This is a genomic window from Listeria aquatica (assembly GCF_014223975.1).
GTDB classification, from domain to species: domain Bacteria; phylum Bacillota; class Bacilli; order Lactobacillales; family Listeriaceae; genus Listeria; species Listeria aquatica.
On sequence record NZ_JAARRM010000001.1, the window covers coordinates 787,931 to 805,659 of the forward strand.

Below are 17,729 nucleotides of genomic sequence, written 5' to 3' on the forward strand. Positions count from 1 at the left end.
TGTCGAGAGGAGCTTTTTTATGAGTGAAAAAATGAATGTAGAAAGTTTTAACTTGGATCATACGAAGGTGAAGGCGCCGTATGTGAGGCTTGCTGGTGTAAAAAAGGGCATGCACGGGGATGAAATTTATAAATATGATGTGCGCTTTAAGCAACCTAATAAGGCACATATGGAAATGCCAGCGCTCCATTCACTTGAGCATTTGATGGCAGAACTTTCGCGAAATCATTCGGATAAAGTCGTTGATATTAGTCCAATGGGCTGCCAAACGGGCTTTTATGTTTCCATGATCAACCATGATGACTATGAAGATTTTCTTCATATTTTAGAGGAAACATTAAAGGATGTTTTAATACAAGATGAAGTACCTGCGTGCAATGAGATGCAATGTGGTTTTGCCGCAAGTCACAGTTTAGAAGGAGCAAAAGAACTTGCACGTGAGTTTTTAGCGGAACGCGCAAATTGGTCGCAAGTGTTTGCATAAAAAAACTCTTTTCCAGCCATTGACTGGAAAAGAGTTTTTTTATTTCTTGATGGCTTGCATAAGTAAGTTCACATAAGCCTCAGCACCTTCTTTTTTCAAGTGCACTCCATCAGGTTCAAAATAACTACTGTTCACTTTGGCAAGCGAGTACCAATCAATAACCGTCAAGTTAGGATAGTTTTCCGCGGCAGAATTGATTGCCGCATTCACTTCTTGTTCCCAGCCACGTGGAACACGGGAATTAACAAAGTAAATGTTAGCCTCGTCAAATTGATCTAATAAACGATTTAATTGTTTTTCGGTAAAAGGACCGTTTGTTCCAAGTTCAATAATTACGGCGCTATCACTGGTGTTATATTGTTTGTAGCTTGGCGCAATACCAATGGCATCAGATAGTTGTCGCCCGATTTTTCCGTCAATCGTCACATTTGGCACAGTTTCTTTTAAATAGGGTTCGATGTCAATCATAATCGAATCACCGAGTGCTAATGTTTGCTTATAAGGATAAGGCTTATCTTTTTTAGGAGGAACCGCTCCCTGATTTGGCTTGTTTTCTTGTTTGTTTTGCTGTGCGCCATTATTTGATGTTTCTGATTTGTTTTTTGTATCTTGTTTTTCCTTTTTAGGAGGAACTTTGGTTTTCTCACCGTGATTGGAAGTTTTCACTGCTGTTTTTTTCGTTTCTGCTTTTGTTTCCGTTGATAAGATACCTGTCATTCCGAGTGCGAAAGTGCCAACTGAAAGAACGAGGACGAGAATAGACGCCCAAAGGCCAACAGGTTTATTTTTAAATACGAAATAATTTTTGTAGCGGAATGAACGAACAAAGTCGAAAAAGCCGTGTTTTCGAATAGGTGTTTCTAAATAACGATATGAGAGCTCAGCGATAATAAAGGTTGCTGCCACTTGTAAAACTGGTCGAAGGATACTTGGTTGACCGATTTCAGTGACAGGAGTTGTTAGTGTAATAATCGGATAATGCCACAAGTAAATTCCGTAAGAACGTGTTCCGATCCAGCGAAGCGGCTTCAAGCTAAATACACGACTCAAGTAGCAAGATGGATGAGAAATCGTTGCTATCATAACAACACCAAGAAGGGCTACTAAAAAGAGACCACCACGATAGAGGAAAGTTTGATATTCATTTAAAAAATAAACAAAGACAAAGAATAAAATAACACTAATGGACCCAGCTACGTTTAGTGTAAGGCGACTTTTAGCTGGTATTTTAGGGCTAAGCCGATTAAAAGGCCATAAAAAGGCAAGGGCGCAACCGCTAAGCAAATCAAAAAGACGGGTGTCAGTTCCATAATAGACACGGCTTGGATCGCTACCAGGGGTGTAAAGAATGCCCATCAGGATTGCAGAAAGTAAGGCTAGAACGATAATGACACGAAGTAACCACTTTGGATTTTTAATAAAGCGAAGAAATCCATATAAGAAAAGTGGCCAAATTAAATAAAATTGTTCTTCGATTGCAAGGGACCATAAATTTTTCAGTGGTGACGGGACACCGAACGAATCAAAATAAGAAACGTTGTGAAAAATAAACCACCAGTTGCTTACATAGAAGAATGAAGCGATACTGTCACCGCGAAGGTTATGCAATAAGTCCCGATTAAATAGAACGGCAAAAATAACTACACAGATGATCATCAAATATGCAGCTGGAAACAACCGCCGAATCCGTCTAAGCCAAAATTGTTTTAAATCAATGGTATTTTTAGTTTCCCATTGTGTTAATAGAATATTTGTAATTAAATAACCAGATAACACGAAAAATATATCAACGCCAATAAAACCGCCTTTGGCCCAAGAAAAATTCAAATGATAAGCAATGACTGCTAAAACGGCCAGTGCACGAAGCCCGTCAATACTTGGAACGTATTTTCTACTATAACGAGCAGTTCTTTTCAAAATAACATCTCCCAATCTAGTAATTTCAATTTAAGTAACTTTTAAGTCACAATCAATAATACCATAGAAGCGGTATACTGTAACGGATAAAGGTGCTTTTTTTAACATTTTGAGACCTTAGATACAAAAAAGGAAAATACGCCTAAAATAAAGCGCTTTTAAACATTGTATTTGAATCGTTTATTAAAATTCATCACCGGTTATTAGTTCTATTTTACTATAAAATTTTACAGAATTATTTTTTGAAAACAAAATGCTTTCTCTTTTGAGAAAGATTGGTTATAATGGGTATAAGTTAATAGTTAAATTGTCTATTTGAGATTAGAGAGACTACAAACGACGATCCATTCGTCTGTTTTGTGGTCTCTTTTTTTCTGTTCGCAAGTAAGCTTTACTTTATTTTTTGCGTTTCAAAAGGTGTATTTAGTGGAAAAGGCGAATAGGTGAGTAGATGCGTTAACGAGATATGAAGGGGGAAAAATCATGGTACAATTATTTTCAGCTTTTGACAGAGAAACGATTGAAAGAAAAATGCAAGATGAAAAATTTGATGTAGTGATCGTTGGTGGAGGAATTACGGGAGCTGGGATTGCGCTAGACGCAGTTTCGCGTGGAATGACAGTCGCTCTAGTTGAGATGAATGACTTTGCTAGCGGGACATCAAGTCGTTCAACGAAACTCGTACACGGTGGTTTGCGCTACCTGCAACAATTTGAAGTAAAAGAAGTTGCAGAGCTTGGTAAAGAACGGGCGATCGTTTATGAAAATGGGCCTCATGTCACGACGCCAGAATGGATGATGCTACCGTTCCATAAAGGTGGAAATATGGGGAAATTAACAGCTTCTGCTGGGATTCGACTTTATGATTACTTAGCAGGTGTTAAAAAAAGTGAGCGCCGCAAAATTTTGTCGAAAGCGGAAACGCTCTCTAAAAATCCATTCGTGAAAAAAGATGGGCTAAAAGGTTCGGGTTACTATGTGGAGTACCGGACGGATGATGCGAGACTAACTATTGAAGTGATGAAAAAAGCAGTTGAACTTGGGGCGAAAGCAATTAACTATACGAAAGCCGAACAATTTATTTATGATGACAAACGTCAAGTTTCTGGCGTGACAGTTACGGATCGCCTTTCTGGAAAAGTGTATGATATTTATGGTCACCGCATCATTAATGCTGCCGGACCATGGGTGGATAAGGTTCGTAAATTGGATTATTCCCATAATAATAAACATCTGCGTCTGACAAAAGGGATTCACTTAGTTATTGATAAGAAGAAATTCCCAATGGAACAAGCCGTTTATTTTGATACACCAGACGGTCGAATGGTATTTGCGATTCCACGTGGCAAAAAGGTATATGTTGGAACGACAGATACATTTTATGATGAATCACCAATCAATCCAAAAGCGCTTGAATCAGATCACAACTATGTCATTAAAGCAATTAATTATATGTTCCCAGATGTACACGTAACAGAAAAAGACGTGGAATCTAGCTGGGCTGGTGTTAGACCTCTTATCTATGAAGAAGGAAAGGACCCATCTGAAATTTCTCGGAAGGATGAAGTCTGGTTCTCCGATAGTGGCTTAATTACAATGGCTGGAGGTAAACTAACAGGATACAGAAAGATGGCTGAAAAACTTCTAGATGATATTTCAAAAGGCTTGAGTAAAGAAACAGGAAAAACATTTAAATCAGTGCAAACCAAACATTTACCGATTTCTGGTGGAGATATTGGTGGATCGGGAAACCTAGAAAGCTTTATTGATAAGAAAGCTAAAGAAGCCATTAACCGTTTTGGTTGGTCACTCGAAGAAGCTCGTGAAGTGGTAAAACGCTTTGGAACAAATATCGATCAATTATTTACTTATGCACAGGAACATAAGGAAAAAGGTATCGATACACTTCCGAATAGTTTGTATGCAGAATTGCACTATGCAATCTATCATGAATCGGTGATAGACCCAGTTGACTTCTTGCTTAGAAGAACAGGTTACTTGCTTTTCGATATGCCTTATCTACTTGAATGGAAAGATGCAGTGTTTGAAGAAATGAAGCGGTTATTCCACTGGGATGATAAAACGCGTGAAAAATTGCAGGTTGAATTAGATACACAAATTAAAGACGCGCGCGAACCGGCGGATTGGCATGATAGAAAAAGTGAATAAATGATGAAAGACTTAGAAAAGTACGGGCACGTTCCTAAGATGAATTAGGAGCGTGCTTTTGTATTAAACAAGCACTGTTAAGCAAAAAAGAGTTTCCAAGCAGTCGTTTTCATGATAAATTAGTAATAGACGAAAAGGAGGTTTTTTCGTTTGACTAAAATTCCAGTCATCGTTCTTGTCGGGCCGACTGCTGTTGGAAAAACCGAACTTAGTGTTTCCCTCGCTCAAAAATGGCAAGGTGAAATCATTAGTGGTGATTCTATGCAAGTTTATAAGGGGCTTGATATTGGAACGGCTAAAATCACAGAAAACGAAATGCGTGGTATTCCTCATTATCTAATCAATGTCGTCCAACCAAATGAGTTTTTTTCAGCTTCTGCCTTTAAAGATGAAACGAAGAAGAAAATTCGGATGATTCATTCAAAAGGCAAACTTCCTTTTATTGTAGGTGGAACTGGTCTTTATATTCAATCGGTTTTTTATAATTATTCGTTTGGGACCGTTTCAGAAGATTCTGAGTACCGAGCTAAATTGGAAGAAATGGACGCGCAAACACTTCATAATAAGCTACTTGCTGAAGACCCTAAAAGTGCAAAACAAATCCATTTTAACAATAAACGACGCGTCATCCGTGCGCTTGAAGTGATTAAGTTGACAGGTAGACCCTTTAGCGAATATCAAGTAGAAACGAAGCTGTCGGATGAATTTGAGCCCCTTTTTTTGGGTCTTGAATTAGAGCGTTCTGTGCTTTACGACCGAATTAATCGACGAGTTGATCAGATGATGGAAGCTGGATTAGTGAAAGAAGCAAAAGCTTTATTCGATTTATCTCTAGGAGATATGCCTGCAACGCGAGGTATTGGTTACAAAGAGTTGTTTCAACATTTCGATGGTTTGTTAACAGAAGAAGAAGCTGTTTGGCTAATAAAAAGGAATTCGCGTCATTTTGCCAAAAGACAGATGACTTGGTTTAGGAATCGAATGAAGATTCACTGGATTAAAGCACTGGAGGAATTGACTGAAGAAAAAGCAAATGCTTGTATCAGTCAATTTTTAAAGGCAAATCCGTTTGATTCTGATAAATGAGGGTATAAATTTTAGAAACAGAGACAGAGGTCTTCTGGCAATCCTTTTTGTGTGATTGATTTTAAAGAGAGATAGGAGAGAGAAACATGAGCAAAGGTGGACAAGCTTTACAAGATCAATATTTAAATCAACTTCGTAAGGAGAAAATTTTAGCCACAGTATTTTTAACTAATGGCTTTCAACTACGTGGACGTGTCGTAAGTTTTGATAATTTTACGGTTCTTCTTGATGTTGAAGGAAAGCAGCAACTTGTTTTTAAGCATGCGATTTCAACATTCTCGCCACAAAAAAATGTAGCGCTTAACCAAGAAGACTAAAATAAAACTTAGAAGGCAGGTTTTCCTGCCTTTTTTGTGTTGAACAAAATAAAGAAGTAAGAAAGGAAAGCGAATGGACGAAAAAGTAAGCAAGTTAAAGCAACAAGCTGAAGAAATGATTCAAGAATGGAATAGTGAAACCGACCAAATTGCTGAGGAAAACCAAGCAAAAGTTCTTGCAGCTTTTCGAGAAAATAAAGTAAGTGACTTTCATTTCAATCCATCAACAGGCTATGGCTATGATGATGAGGGACGCGACACGCTCGAACGTGTTTATCGTTCTGTTTTTCACACCGAAGCAGCCATTGTGCGGCCACAGTTAATCTCAGGGACTCATGCGATTAGCACAGCGCTTTTTGGAGTGCTTCGCCCCGGTGATGAATTGATTTATATAACGGGGGATCCTTATGATACATTAGAAGAAATCGTCGGTGTTCGTGGTGAAGCGGGGAATGGTTCGCTTCGAGACTTTCAAATCCATTACGAAGCCATTCCGCTTTCTCACAATCAAGTGGACTGGCAAAAGGTTGAGCAGAAACTGTCAGAGAAAACAAAAATGGTGGGAATTCAGCGGTCAAAAGGATATGCAGAACGGGATTCTTTTTCGATCGCCGAAATTGAAGAAATGATCCGCTTTGTTAAATCGCTTTATCCAGACGTTATTGTTTTTGTTGATAATTGTTACGGTGAGTTTGTTGAGCGACTTGAGCCGACGGATGTGGGAGCTGATTTAATTGCAGGCTCTCTGATTAAAAATCCAGGGGGTGGTCTTGCGAAAATTGGCGGTTACTTAGCCGGACGCCAAGACCTTATTGAACTCTGTGGATACCGGTTAACTACCCCAGGAATTGGTCTTGAAGCTGGGGCATCGCTTTACAGTCTGCTTGAAATGTATCAAGGTTTCTTCTTAGCGCCTCATGTAGTTGCGCAGGCTGTTAAAGGGGCCCGTTTTACTGCAGCTCTTCTTGAACTTTGTGGGATTGAAACAAAACCAAAATGGAATGTAAAACGGACAGATTTGATTCAAAGTGTTTCTTTTCATGATGAGTCTCAAATGGTGACATTTGCACAAGAAATTCAAAAATTTTCGCCGGTAAATGCCCATGTGCTACCAGTTGGTGCTTATATGCCTGGCTATGAAAATGACGTAATCATGGCAGCAGGAACCTTTATTCAAGGAGCGAGTCTTGAACTAACGGCAGATGGACCCGTTCGTCCGCCTTATGAGCTTTATGTCCAAGGTGGGCTGACTTATGAGCATGTGAAAATTGCTGTTTCTGAAGCTGTCAATGAGCTTTTTTCGTGTAAATAACTTTAGATACAATACGAGCAGTATTTGCTCGTATTTTTTTATAAAACAACCATGTTAGATAATCTTACATAAATTTGACAAAAGAAATGACATCTTATATAATGCAACTATCCTAAAAAAGATGGAGGGAATGATGGCTATGGGTGAAAAGGAAATTCGTAGATCTATGCCGCTTTTTCCAATCGGTCCGGTGATGAAACTGACAAACTTAACTGCCCGGCAGATTCGATATTATGAGGATCAGGGTCTAATACATCCAGCAAGGAATGAAGGAAATCATCGCCATTATTCTTTACAGGATATTGATACATTGCTTGAAATCAAGGACTACTTAAATGATGGCTTAAATATCGCGGGCATCAAGAAAATGTACAAAATGCAAGAACAAGTTGCAAAGACTCCGCTTACAGATGAAGATGTTCGCAAAATTTTGCGAAAAGAAATGCAACAAGCTGGTCGCTTTGTTAAGGGAACGGATATTCAAAAGAACCAGTATCCAAAACTTTAATAGAGTTGAAATTTGGTATTTACTTTTTAAAAAGTTAATATAAAAAATGATTCGGGAGGATTTAGTATGGCAAATTATACAAAAGAAGATATTTTTCGCTTCGCAGATGAGCAAAATGTAAAATTTATTCGTCTTCAATTCACGGACATTCTTGGAATAATCAAAAATGTGGAAATCCCTGTTAGTCAATTAGAGAAGGCCTTAGATAACAAAATGATGTTTGATGGTTCATCAATTGAAGGATTTGTGCGCATCGAAGAATCTGATATGTACCTATTTCCAGATTTAGATACGTGGGTTGTATTCCCTTGGACAGCTGAAAAAGGCAAAGTTGCTCGTATGATTTGCGATATTTATAACCCAGATATGACACCATTTGATGGAGATCCACGCGCGAACTTAAAGCGTGTGCTTGAAGAAATGCATGAGTTAGGTTTTACTGATTTTAATTTAGGACCAGAACCAGAGTTTTTCTTGTTCAAACTAGACGAAAACAGAAAACCAACACTTGAACTAAATGACTCAGGTGGTTATTTTGATTTAGCTCCAACGGACCTTGGTGAAAACTGCCGTCGAGATATCGTTCTTGAATTAGAGGAAATGGGCTTTGAAATCGAAGCTTCCCACCATGAAGTTGCTCCCGGTCAGCACGAAATTGACTTTAAATATGAAGATGCGATTACCGCTTGTGATAACATTCAAACGTTTAAACTCGTTGTCAAAACGATTGCGAGAAAACATGGCTTGCACGCGACCTTTATGCCAAAACCTCTATTTGGAGTGAACGGGTCAGGGATGCACTTTAATATGTCGCTTTTCAAAGGTAAAGAAAATGCTTTTTATGATAAAGATGGCGAACTACAATTAAGCGAAACAGCTTATCAATTTTTAGCAGGAATGATTAAACACGCAAAAGGTTACACAGCGATTACAAATCCAACGATCAATTCATACAAACGTCTTGTTCCAGGATATGAAGCACCGTGCTATATTGCTTGGAGCGGTAAAAACCGTAGCCCGCTTATTCGAGTTCCTAGTTCTCGCGGATTAAGTACACGACTAGAACTTCGAAGTGTTGATCCATCGGCTAATCCGTATCTAGCAATGGCTGTGCTTCTTAAAGCCGGACTTGAGGGTGTGAAAAATAATTTAACACCTCCAACACCAGTTGATCGCAACATTTACGGGATGGATGAAGAAGAGCGCCATGAAGCGGGAATTTATGATCTTCCTGAAAGCCTTTCTCATGCAATGAAAGAACTTTCAAAAGATGAAGCCATTCGTGAAGGATTAGGAGAACACATTTATGAACATTTCATTGAAGCAAAAGAAATTGAATGTGATATGTTCCGCACGGCTGTTCATCCTTGGGAAAGAGATCAATACTTAGAAATTTATTAAAAAAAGCAGCCGATTTTTTAAATCGGCTGCTTTTCTAAAGATAAAAAAACGCCCCTTTTAGGAGCGTTTTTTTATCGTATATCACGGAATAAACCAATAACTTTTCCAAGAATGGTTACGTTGTCTAAAATAATGGGTTCAAGGCTATCATTTTCTGGTTGCAAGCGAAAATGATTTTGTTCCTTGAAGAAGCGTTTACAAGTGGCTTCGTTTTCATCAGTCATTGCCACAACAATCTCACCATTTGTTGCATTGCTCTGTTTTCTAACAATAACTCGGTCCCCATCAAGAATGCCAGCATTGATCATGCTCTCACCATCTATTTCCAACATAAAGATATCTTTTTCACCGGAAGCCATGCTTTCGGGAAGTGGAAAATAATCTTCAACGTTTTCAACGGCAGTAATAGGCATCCCAGCAGTTACTTTACCAATTAATGGAATATTAATAACAGCAGGAGCAGGGATTTCATCTTCCATTGAAAGGATTTCAATGGCACGTGGCTTTGTTGGGTCACGTCGAATCAAACCTTTTGTTTCAAGCCTCGCAAGGTGCCCATGAACAGTTGAACTTGAAGCAAGTCCAACAGCTTCACCAATTTCACGGACGGACGGTGGATAGCCTTTTTCTTTCACTTCAGATTTAATAAATTCGTAAATGTCTTGTTGTCGTTTGGACAGTTTCATGGTCTCACCCCGTTATTTATAAATATTAACTAAATTAAGTATAGCAAATCTTTCTGCTAGATGCAAACAAAGGTTCGATTTTTTTATTGACAAAACCGAACAACCGTTCTATAATAATAAAAAAGCGAACATATATTCTTTCGGAGGGATAAAAATGACTGTTAAACAATTTTGGGATAAATATTATATTGCTGTTATTTTCGTTATCGTATCAATCGTTATGGGGGTTGTTTTTCTGTTTGTGACAAGTGCAACAGATCAGTCTAATTATTCGAAAGTAGATATTTTGTCAGGGGATTCCGTTTGGCAGCTAGCAGAACGACATGCAGATGAGGCAAAAATGGATAAGGCTAGCTTTGTAGCTTGGGTAGAAAAAAACAATAATTTAGATTCTAATGAGATAAAAGCGGGGGAAAGTCTTGTGATTCCCGTAAAAGAAAAGCAAATTAAAACGGATACGACAATTCAACTTGCAAATGAGTAACCCATAAAAGACAAGAGTTGTTCATTCATGTATAATGAAGAAAGTAGTGAGAACTGCTTTCTTTTTTGTTTGATAGGGAGCTATTTTTAAATAAAAGGATGAGGGCTATGTTAGAAAAAGCAAAAATCGATCGAATTAATGAACTTTCGCGTAAAAAGAAAACGGAAGGGTTGACAGCAGAAGAAAAAATCGAGCAAGAAACGCTTCGTGAGGAATATGTGAAGTCGTTTCGATCTCACATGCGTCAAACGATTGAAAATACAAAGATCATTGATCCAAAAGGAAATGATATTACACCTCACAAGGTAAAGGAGCTAAAACGCAAAAAGAAATAACGATTTATCAAATGAGCAAAAACGCGCAAATGAACAAAAATAATGATCATTTACGCGTTTTTAGTTGAGTAATTCCTAGTTTAGGACTAAAATAAGATAGAGTTGATAATAAAACAAGAGAGGATGTTTCAATTGTTTGATAAAACAGATCAATTAGCGATTAATACAGTTCGTACTTTGTCAATTGATGCGATTCAAAAAGCCAACTCAGGTCACCCTGGTTTACCGATGGGAGCGGCACCAATGGCATACACACTATTTTCACGTGTTTTGAAAGCTAATCCAGCGAATTCGCATTGGTTTGATCGTGATCGTTTTGTACTTTCTGCAGGACACGGATCAATGCTATTATATAGCTTGCTTCATTTAAGCGGTTACAAAGTTAGTTTAGAAGACTTGAAGAATTTCCGCCAGTGGGGAAGCAAAACCCCTGGGCATCCAGAATTTGGTCATACAGATGGTGTTGATGCGACAACTGGACCGCTTGGACAAGGAATCGGGATGGCAGTTGGAATGGCGATGGCAGAACGTCACCTTGCTGGACTATATAATAAAGAAAACTTTGATATTGTTGACCATTATACATTTGCTTTATGCGGTGATGGTGACTTAATGGAAGGCGTTTCTTCGGAAGCTTCTAGTTTCGCTGGGCATCAAAAATTAGGTCGCTTAATTGTGCTTTATGATTCCAACAACATTTCACTGGATGGTGATTTGGATCGTTCATTCTCTGAAAATGTTAAGGCTCGTTATGAAAGCTATGGTTGGGAACATCTTCTTGTTAAAGATGGAAATAATACGGATGAAATTCTTGCTGCGATTGAAAAGGCGAAAGAAAATACCTCGCAACCTACTTTGATTGAAGTGAAAACAGTGATTGGTTTCGGAGCTCCAAATGCCGGAACAAATAAAGTTCACGGTGCCCCACTTGGTGAAGAAGGAACTGAAATTGCGAAGAAGGCTTATGGATGGGACTATAAAGAAACATTTTATGTTCCGGATGAAGTGTATGAACGGTTTGGCAAAACGATTGCTCGTCGCGGGGCAAAAGCAGAAAAGGAATGGAGCGATTTATTCGTTTCTTATAAACAAGCTTACCCAGAACTTGCTAAACAACTGGAACAAAGTATTGACGGGGAACTACCAGCGGACTTTGCTTCTTTATTTACAACTTACCATGAAGGCGATAAAGCTCTTGCTAGTCGTGCTTCTAGCGGGGAAGCAATCAATGCGCTTGCTGAAAAAATTCCATATCTGTTTGGTGGCTCTGCCGATTTAGCAGGTTCGAATAATACAATGATTAAGTCGGACGGAGAATTTACGAAAGAACACCCAGAAAATCGCAATATTTGGTTTGGGGTTCGCGAATTTGCTATGGGGACAATGCTTAATGGAATGGCTTTGCATCAAGGCTTAAAAGTTTATGGTGGGACATTCTTCGTGTTCTCGGACTACTTACGTGCTTCTATTCGGTTAGCCTCGATTCAAAAGTTACCGGTCACGTATGTACTTACGCATGACAGTGTGGCTGTTGGGGAAGATGGACCAACGCATGAGCCTGTTGAACAGCTTGCGTCCTTGCGTGCTATGCCTGGTTTATCCGTACTTCGTCCAGCTGATGGAAATGAAGTCAATGCGGCCTGGAAAGTAGCGATTGAGTCGAATAATAAACCGCATGCACTTGTTCTTTCAAGACAAGGCTTACCTGTTCTTAAAGATAGCGATAAACTAGCAGACGAAGGCGTCAGAAAAGGCGCTTATGTGATTTCGAAATCGAAGAAAGAAACGCCAGATGCCATCTTGCTTGCAAGTGGTTCAGAAGTCCACCTTGCAACAGAAGCTCAAGTTGCTTTGGCTAATAAGGGTATGGATGTTTCTGTCGTTTCTGTACCATCATTTGATTTGTTTGAAGCACAATCCGCTGAATACAAAGAAAGCGTCCTTCCAAATGGAGTCCGTAAACGCTTGGCCATTGAAATGGGCGCAAGCTTCGGTTGGGAACGTTATGTTGGTTTAGACGGAAAAGTACTTGGAATTGATCGTTTCGGTGCTTCTGCTCCAGGTGAAACTATTATCGAAGAGTATGGTTTTACAGTAGAAAACGTAGTAAAATTAGTAGAAACTCTTTAATTGGAAAAGTAGAGGTTAGGTTTGTACGACTTAACTTCTGCTTTTTTGTTTGTAAAAAAAGAGTTGTTTGTTCAAGTTAAATCAAGTACAATAGAATAGGTATATTCGTTCAAGGAGGAGAAAGAAACTATGTGGATTTACATTCTTGTCGGTCTTGTGTGCTTGCTTGCTGGACTGGCTGGTGGCTTCTTCATTGCAAGACGCTACATGATGAACTATTTGAAAAATAATCCGCCTGTCAATGAGCAAATGCTTCAAATGATGATGGCGCAAATGGGACAAAAACCGTCTCAAAAGAAAATCAATCAAATGATGAATGCGATGAACAAACAATCTGAAAAGGAAATAAGCAGCAAGAAAAAGAAAAAATAAGCGAAGCGTATAGGGAGTTTGAGGTCTAGCACTTTATGGGCTGGCAGTATTTATTTTTCCATTGAACCTCTCTTGATAGTTTATTTGAGTATGAATCTATGACACCGTTATTTATTGTAGCTTGACTACGATAAATAACGGTGTTTTTATGTTCTATTAAGAAATTTTAGACTTAGTTTGTGGGTCTCTTTGTGAATTCTTAATTTTCAGCGGCTAAAATGAAGAAGATGAGAGGAGGAAAAAATGTGGATGACTTTGGTTGGTATGAAATTGTCGGTTGTGCGACTATAATTTTGCTTCTTTTTGGAAACGCTATTTTTTATTTTGGAATACGTTCAAAATATGTTTTTATAATGATTACGGGCAGTTGTTTTATATTTTTAGCAAGTCTAATAACATTTTTAATGCTTATTCATAACATATTGGAGCAAAATTTATATATCTAGTTTTAAAATCGTAGGTAAATCCCTAATAGTATTTTAATACATAAAATTTTATGATCAAACTTGAAAAAGAGGTGTCAAAATGGCAAAAACAGGTATTTTATTTGTAGCCCATGGGAGTAGATCGCAAGAAAACAATCAAGCAATGAAAAAGTTTTTTCAAGAAATGACGATTGAAATCCCTTGCTTTAAACAACAACTTACTTTTCTAGAAGGAAATGAAAAAACACTGGCTGAAGGAGTTTTAGATTTAAAAGAAGCAGGAAGTAAGCAGATTTTTGTGGTACCGCTTTTACTTTTTACCGGCACACATGTAAGCCAAGATATCCCGAGTGCTATAAAAGCTATAAAGCAAGCTGAAACAGATCTCACTTTTCAGATTTTACCACCTCTTGCTGAAGCAAATGATGAACTCTTGCCGATTCTTGAAAGTCGTATTCCTTGTTCTAGAGGGCGAGAAAAGATGCTGATTTTCTTAGTCGTACACGGTTCGGCAAAATATCCAGACATTTTTACGCGAGTATATGAACTAACAGAAAAATTAGCTCAAAAAACAGATAAAAGCGTAGAATTTGGCTTTTTACATGGTACGGAAACATATTTAGAAAAACTAGCGCGGATGGATTTTAAAGCGGTGGATCGCCTTGTCATTTGTCCATTTTTTTTGATGGAAGACAGTTTTCTAGTAGGGAAAATTCGGCGTGAAGCATCGGAAATGCTAGATTTGATGGATGTGAACTATGAAATTACGAAGAGTTTGGCGCTCGATCCGAGAATCAGAAAAGGAATTGGGCTAGAAATTCGAAAGGAGATCGAAAATGAGCTATTTGGTTAATTTAAGCTTAGCAGGAAAGAAGGTAGTCGTAATTGGTGGCGGACGGATCGCCTCACGAAAAGTTCGACGTTTAATAGAACTTGATGAAGTACCAGATATTTTCGCAGTGTCTCCTGATTTTTGTTCGGATTTTCCAGAACATTTTAAAATTGAACAACAGCAACGAAAATATCAAAAAGGAGATTTAAATGGGGCGCAACTAGTCTTTGCCTGTACAAATCATCAAGAAATTAACCAGGAAATCGCGAACGATGCGGAAACGTGGCAATGGGTAAATGATGTCAGCACGCCCGCACATAGTGATTTTACAAACACTGGACTTGTGGAAATAGGGGATTTTACTTTAGGCATTTCGCATCGCTTCAAAGATCCACGAGCGACTAAAACATTTTGTGAAGATTTGAAAAAGACCTTTCATTTAAAATAGGTATTTCCCTAATATAACTGGGTTTTCTTTCGTGCTATTCTTTGGTTGTGAAGTTGTCGAGGTGAATGTTCACTTTGTCACAATAGGAGGATGACAGATGGAAAAAGAAAAATTAGTTTTAATTGGAAATGGAATGGCGGGAGTACGAACGATCGAAGAGATCCTTGACCGGGAGTCAGAACGGTATCAAATTACGATTATCGGCGAAGAAAAGTATCCAAATTACAATCGAATTATGCTTTCCAATATTTTACAGAAAAAAACGACCGTTGAAGAAATCATCACAAATCCGTTTGATTGGTATCAAGAAATGGGAATCGAGCTTTTTGTAGATAATCGTGCAACGCATCTGAATCCCAAAAAGAAAGAAATCGAACTACTTCATGGAGAAAAAATTTCTTATGATATATGTATTTTAGCAACGGGGTCACGTGCGTTTATTTTACCTATTCCAGGTGCAGATTTAGATGGAGTTGTAGCTTTTCGAACCATTGAAGATACAGAGAAAATCATGGCGGCTGCTAGCACGTATAAAAAAGCAGCAGTCATTGGTGGTGGTTTATTAGGACTCGAAGCGGCCAAGGGACTCGTTGATCAAGGGATGGACGTTACGGTTGTCCACCTTGAAAATTGGCTGATGGAAACTCAATTAAATGAAAAAGCAGGCAAACTTTTGAAGGAAGATTTAGAAAAGCAAGGCTTGAAATTTAAAATGGGTGCTAAAACTGAAAAAATACTTGGAGAAAAGCGTGTAACAGGCCTTTCTTTTGCAGACGGGAGTGAACTTGAAGCAGATTTAGTAGTCATGTCCATTGGGATTCGTCCAGAAACGTCTCTTGCAAAAGAAGCGGAACTTGAGGTGGGGCGAGGGATTTTTGTAAATGATTATCTTGCGACAAGTGATCCTTCTATTTTTGCTATTGGGGAATGTGTCGAACATCGTGGAGTTTGTTACGGTCTTGTAGCGCCACTTTATGAACAAGCGAAAGTGCTTGCGGATTCGTTAACAGGTCGTGAAACGGATGGTTATCAAGGTAGCATGACTTATACAGCACTTAAAGTTTCTGGGTGCGATTTATTTTCTGCGGGCTGCATTAAAGCAGGAGATGACGTCAAAACAATTGAAGCTTATGATGAGTGGAATCATTGCTATAAAAAAGTCTTCATCCAAAACAATCAAGTAGTCGGGACGATACTTTACGGGGATACCACCGAAGAAAATCGCTTTTTAAAATTGATTACACAGAAACTAGATATTTCAGATTTGAACCCGATTAGCTTGCTTGCAGCCGCAAATGGAGAAGATGAGGCGCTAAATGATGTCACAAGTTGGGATGACTTTGAAACGGTTTGTGGGTGTAATGGTGTTACTAAGGGAACAATTATGCATGCCATTGCAGACAAAAATTTAACAAGTGTCGCGGATGTAACCAAGCATACCAAAGCAGGAGGTTCTTGCGGGAAATGTAAGGATAAGATTGCTGATTTATTAGGTTATGCGCTTGGCGAGGAAGCTCCAACGACTTCTAAAGGAATTTGTGGCTGCACAGATTTAACGCGAGACGAAATTGTTCTTAAAATCCATCAAAAAGGATTGAAATCTGTTTCGGAAGTCTATCAAGAATTGCAGTTTAAAAATCCAGAAGGCTGTTCCAAATGCCGGCCAGCCATCAATTTTTATTTAAATGTCGCTTTCCCACAGGAACATCAAGACGAAAAAGCATCAAGGTATGTGAATGAGCGTCTCTATGCCAATATTCAAAATGATGGAACGTATTCAGTGATTCCGCGTATGCGAGGTGGAAAAACAGATCCACAACAATTACTTTTAATTGCAAAAGCCGCGGAAAAATATGATGTTCCGCTTGTGAAAATCACAGGAAGTCAACGAATTGGTTTGTATGGCGTCAAAAAACAAGATTTACCAAAAATATGGAAAGACCTTGATATGAGCGCAGCTGAAGCTTACGCAAAAGCTGTTCGCTCGGTGAAAACGTGTGTCGGCAAGAATTTTTGCCGATTTGGCACCCAAGATTCCATGGGGCTTGGTATTCAATTAGAAGAACGCTATGAGTTCATTGACACACCACATAAATTTAAAATGGGAGTGTCAGCTTGTCCACGTAGTTGTGCGGAAAGTTGCGTAAAAGACTTTGGAGTCATCGGCGTCGAAAACGGCTTTCAGATCTATATTGGGGGAAATGGCGGAACGACTGTTCAAGAAAGCCGTTTCCTTACAACCGTAGAAACAGAAGAAGAAGTGATAGATATTTGCGGGGCGTTTCTTGAATACTACCGTGAAACAGGTATCTATGCAGAGCGAACAGCGCCTTGGATCGATCGCCTTGGCTTTGAGCACGTTAAGCAAATACTTCTAGATAAAGCGGAACGGGCAAAACTTCTTTCAGAATTAGAAAAAGCAGGAAAACGAGAAGAACCATGGCGTCAAACGATTCAAGACACAGAACTTCAGCAAAAACTATATACAGTAGGAAGCGGGGAACAAAAGTGATGAAGCAGAAAAAGTTTATAGCGAATTTCGATGATCTGCCAGAAAAAATCGGCTATGAGTGCTTGATTGATGGGGAAAAGTTGGCTGTATTTCGCTTGAATGAGGAAGAAGTTCGTATTATCAGTAATGTTTGTCCGCATAAACAAGGGCCACTAGCTGAAGGAACGGTGTCCGGTGAGTTTGTTTTTTGTCCGTTACATGATTATAAAATTTCACTTGTAGACGGGAAAGTCCAAGAACCTGACGAAGGTTGCGTTAAAACCTATGATGTGTGCATCGAAAATAAAAAAGTTTATGTGTTGGTGTAACCG

General features: G+C 38.7%; 18 protein-coding genes. 16 read left to right on the forward strand and 2 right to left on the reverse strand.

Annotation, left to right across the window (positions count from 1 at the left end; genetic code table 11):
- Positions 1 to 19 precede the first annotated feature (19 nt).
- Positions 20 to 484 (forward strand): S-ribosylhomocysteine lyase, encoded by a 465-nt coding sequence (locus tag HB912_RS03920; RefSeq protein ID WP_185372289.1) that lies wholly within the window; start codon positions 20 to 22, stop codon positions 482 to 484.
- Positions 485 to 523: 39 nt separating this feature from the next.
- On the opposite strand, the gene HB912_RS03925 is transcribed toward HB912_RS03920, so the two are convergent.
- Complete coding sequence (locus HB912_RS03925; protein WP_185372290.1) at positions 524 to 2,401, reverse strand: acyltransferase family protein; 1,878 nt, start codon at positions 2,399 to 2,401, stop codon at positions 524 to 526.
- Between the two features lie 483 nt (positions 2,402 to 2,884).
- Here HB912_RS03925 and HB912_RS03930 point away from each other — a divergent pair, with 483 nt between their 5' ends.
- The 6 genes from HB912_RS03930 (at position 2,885) to glnA (ending at position 9,194) form a co-directional block, all read left to right on the forward strand.
- Positions 2,885 to 4,570 carry a glycerol-3-phosphate dehydrogenase/oxidase gene (locus HB912_RS03930; RefSeq protein WP_185372291.1) on the forward strand — a complete coding sequence of 562 codons (1,686 nt, stop codon included), beginning with the start codon at positions 2,885 to 2,887 and terminating at the stop codon, positions 4,568 to 4,570.
- 150 nt (positions 4,571 to 4,720) lie between these two features.
- Positions 4,721 to 5,656: a tRNA (adenosine(37)-N6)-dimethylallyltransferase MiaA gene (gene miaA, locus HB912_RS03935; RefSeq protein ID WP_185372292.1), complete on the forward strand. Its 936-nt coding sequence runs from the start codon at positions 4,721 to 4,723 to the stop codon at positions 5,654 to 5,656.
- 86 nt (positions 5,657 to 5,742) lie between these two features.
- Complete coding sequence (gene hfq, locus HB912_RS03940; RefSeq protein WP_115752323.1) at positions 5,743 to 5,973, forward strand: RNA chaperone Hfq; 231 nt, start codon at positions 5,743 to 5,745, stop codon at positions 5,971 to 5,973.
- Positions 5,974 to 6,046: 73 nt separating this feature from the next.
- A complete protein-coding gene (locus HB912_RS03945; protein WP_185372293.1) occupies positions 6,047 to 7,285 on the forward strand; it encodes a methionine gamma-lyase family protein in 1,239 nt (412 codons plus the stop codon).
- Positions 7,286 to 7,424: 139 nt separating this feature from the next.
- Complete coding sequence (locus HB912_RS03950; protein WP_036074145.1) at positions 7,425 to 7,793, forward strand: MerR family transcriptional regulator; 369 nt, start codon at positions 7,425 to 7,427, stop codon at positions 7,791 to 7,793.
- A 66-nt stretch (positions 7,794 to 7,859) separates the two neighbouring features.
- Complete coding sequence (glnA, locus tag HB912_RS03955) at positions 7,860 to 9,194, forward strand: type I glutamate--ammonia ligase (protein ID WP_185372294.1); 1,335 nt, start codon at positions 7,860 to 7,862, stop codon at positions 9,192 to 9,194.
- 71 nt (positions 9,195 to 9,265) lie between these two features.
- Here glnA and lexA read toward each other — a convergent pair whose 3' ends face one another.
- Positions 9,266 to 9,880, reverse strand: a complete 615-nt coding sequence (gene lexA, locus HB912_RS03960) for a transcriptional repressor LexA (RefSeq protein ID WP_036074047.1) — start codon at positions 9,878 to 9,880, stop codon at positions 9,266 to 9,268.
- A gap of 154 nt (positions 9,881 to 10,034) precedes the next feature.
- Here lexA and yneA point away from each other — a divergent pair, with 154 nt between their 5' ends.
- The 9 genes from yneA (at position 10,035) to nirD (ending at position 17,726) form a co-directional block, all read left to right on the forward strand.
- Complete coding sequence (gene yneA, locus HB912_RS03965; protein WP_185372295.1) at positions 10,035 to 10,364, forward strand: cell division suppressor protein YneA; 330 nt, start codon at positions 10,035 to 10,037, stop codon at positions 10,362 to 10,364.
- 107 nt (positions 10,365 to 10,471) lie between these two features.
- Positions 10,472 to 10,699 (forward strand): DUF896 domain-containing protein, encoded by a 228-nt coding sequence (locus tag HB912_RS03970; protein ID WP_185372296.1) that lies wholly within the window; start codon positions 10,472 to 10,474, stop codon positions 10,697 to 10,699.
- Between the two features lie 132 nt (positions 10,700 to 10,831).
- Positions 10,832 to 12,829: a transketolase gene (gene tkt, locus HB912_RS03975; protein ID WP_185372297.1), complete on the forward strand. Its 1,998-nt coding sequence runs from the start codon at positions 10,832 to 10,834 to the stop codon at positions 12,827 to 12,829.
- 129 nt (positions 12,830 to 12,958) lie between these two features.
- The gene (locus HB912_RS03980) at positions 12,959 to 13,201 is read left to right on the forward strand and encodes a YneF family protein (protein WP_185372298.1); all 243 of its coding nucleotides are present in this window, start codon (positions 12,959 to 12,961) and stop codon (positions 13,199 to 13,201) included.
- Between the two features lie 245 nt (positions 13,202 to 13,446).
- Positions 13,447 to 13,647 (forward strand): hypothetical protein, encoded by a 201-nt coding sequence (locus tag HB912_RS03985; protein ID WP_185372299.1) that lies wholly within the window; start codon positions 13,447 to 13,449, stop codon positions 13,645 to 13,647.
- 79 nt (positions 13,648 to 13,726) lie between these two features.
- The gene (locus HB912_RS03990) at positions 13,727 to 14,479 is read left to right on the forward strand and encodes a sirohydrochlorin chelatase (protein WP_185372300.1); all 753 of its coding nucleotides are present in this window, start codon (positions 13,727 to 13,729) and stop codon (positions 14,477 to 14,479) included.
- Positions 14,463 to 14,906, forward strand: coding sequence for a precorrin-2 dehydrogenase/sirohydrochlorin ferrochelatase family protein (locus tag HB912_RS03995; protein ID WP_185372301.1), 444 nt, complete (start codon positions 14,463 to 14,465; stop codon positions 14,904 to 14,906). Before HB912_RS03990 ends, HB912_RS03995 begins: the two co-directional genes overlap by 17 nt.
- 97 nt (positions 14,907 to 15,003) lie before the next feature.
- The gene (gene nirB, locus HB912_RS04000; RefSeq protein WP_185372302.1) at positions 15,004 to 17,418 is read left to right on the forward strand and encodes a nitrite reductase large subunit NirB; all 2,415 of its coding nucleotides are present in this window, start codon (positions 15,004 to 15,006) and stop codon (positions 17,416 to 17,418) included.
- Complete coding sequence (gene nirD, locus HB912_RS04005; protein ID WP_185372303.1) at positions 17,418 to 17,726, forward strand: nitrite reductase small subunit NirD; 309 nt, start codon at positions 17,418 to 17,420, stop codon at positions 17,724 to 17,726. The genes nirB and nirD overlap by 1 nt, the downstream gene beginning before the upstream one ends.
- The last annotated feature ends 3 nt before the right edge of the window (positions 17,727 to 17,729 follow it).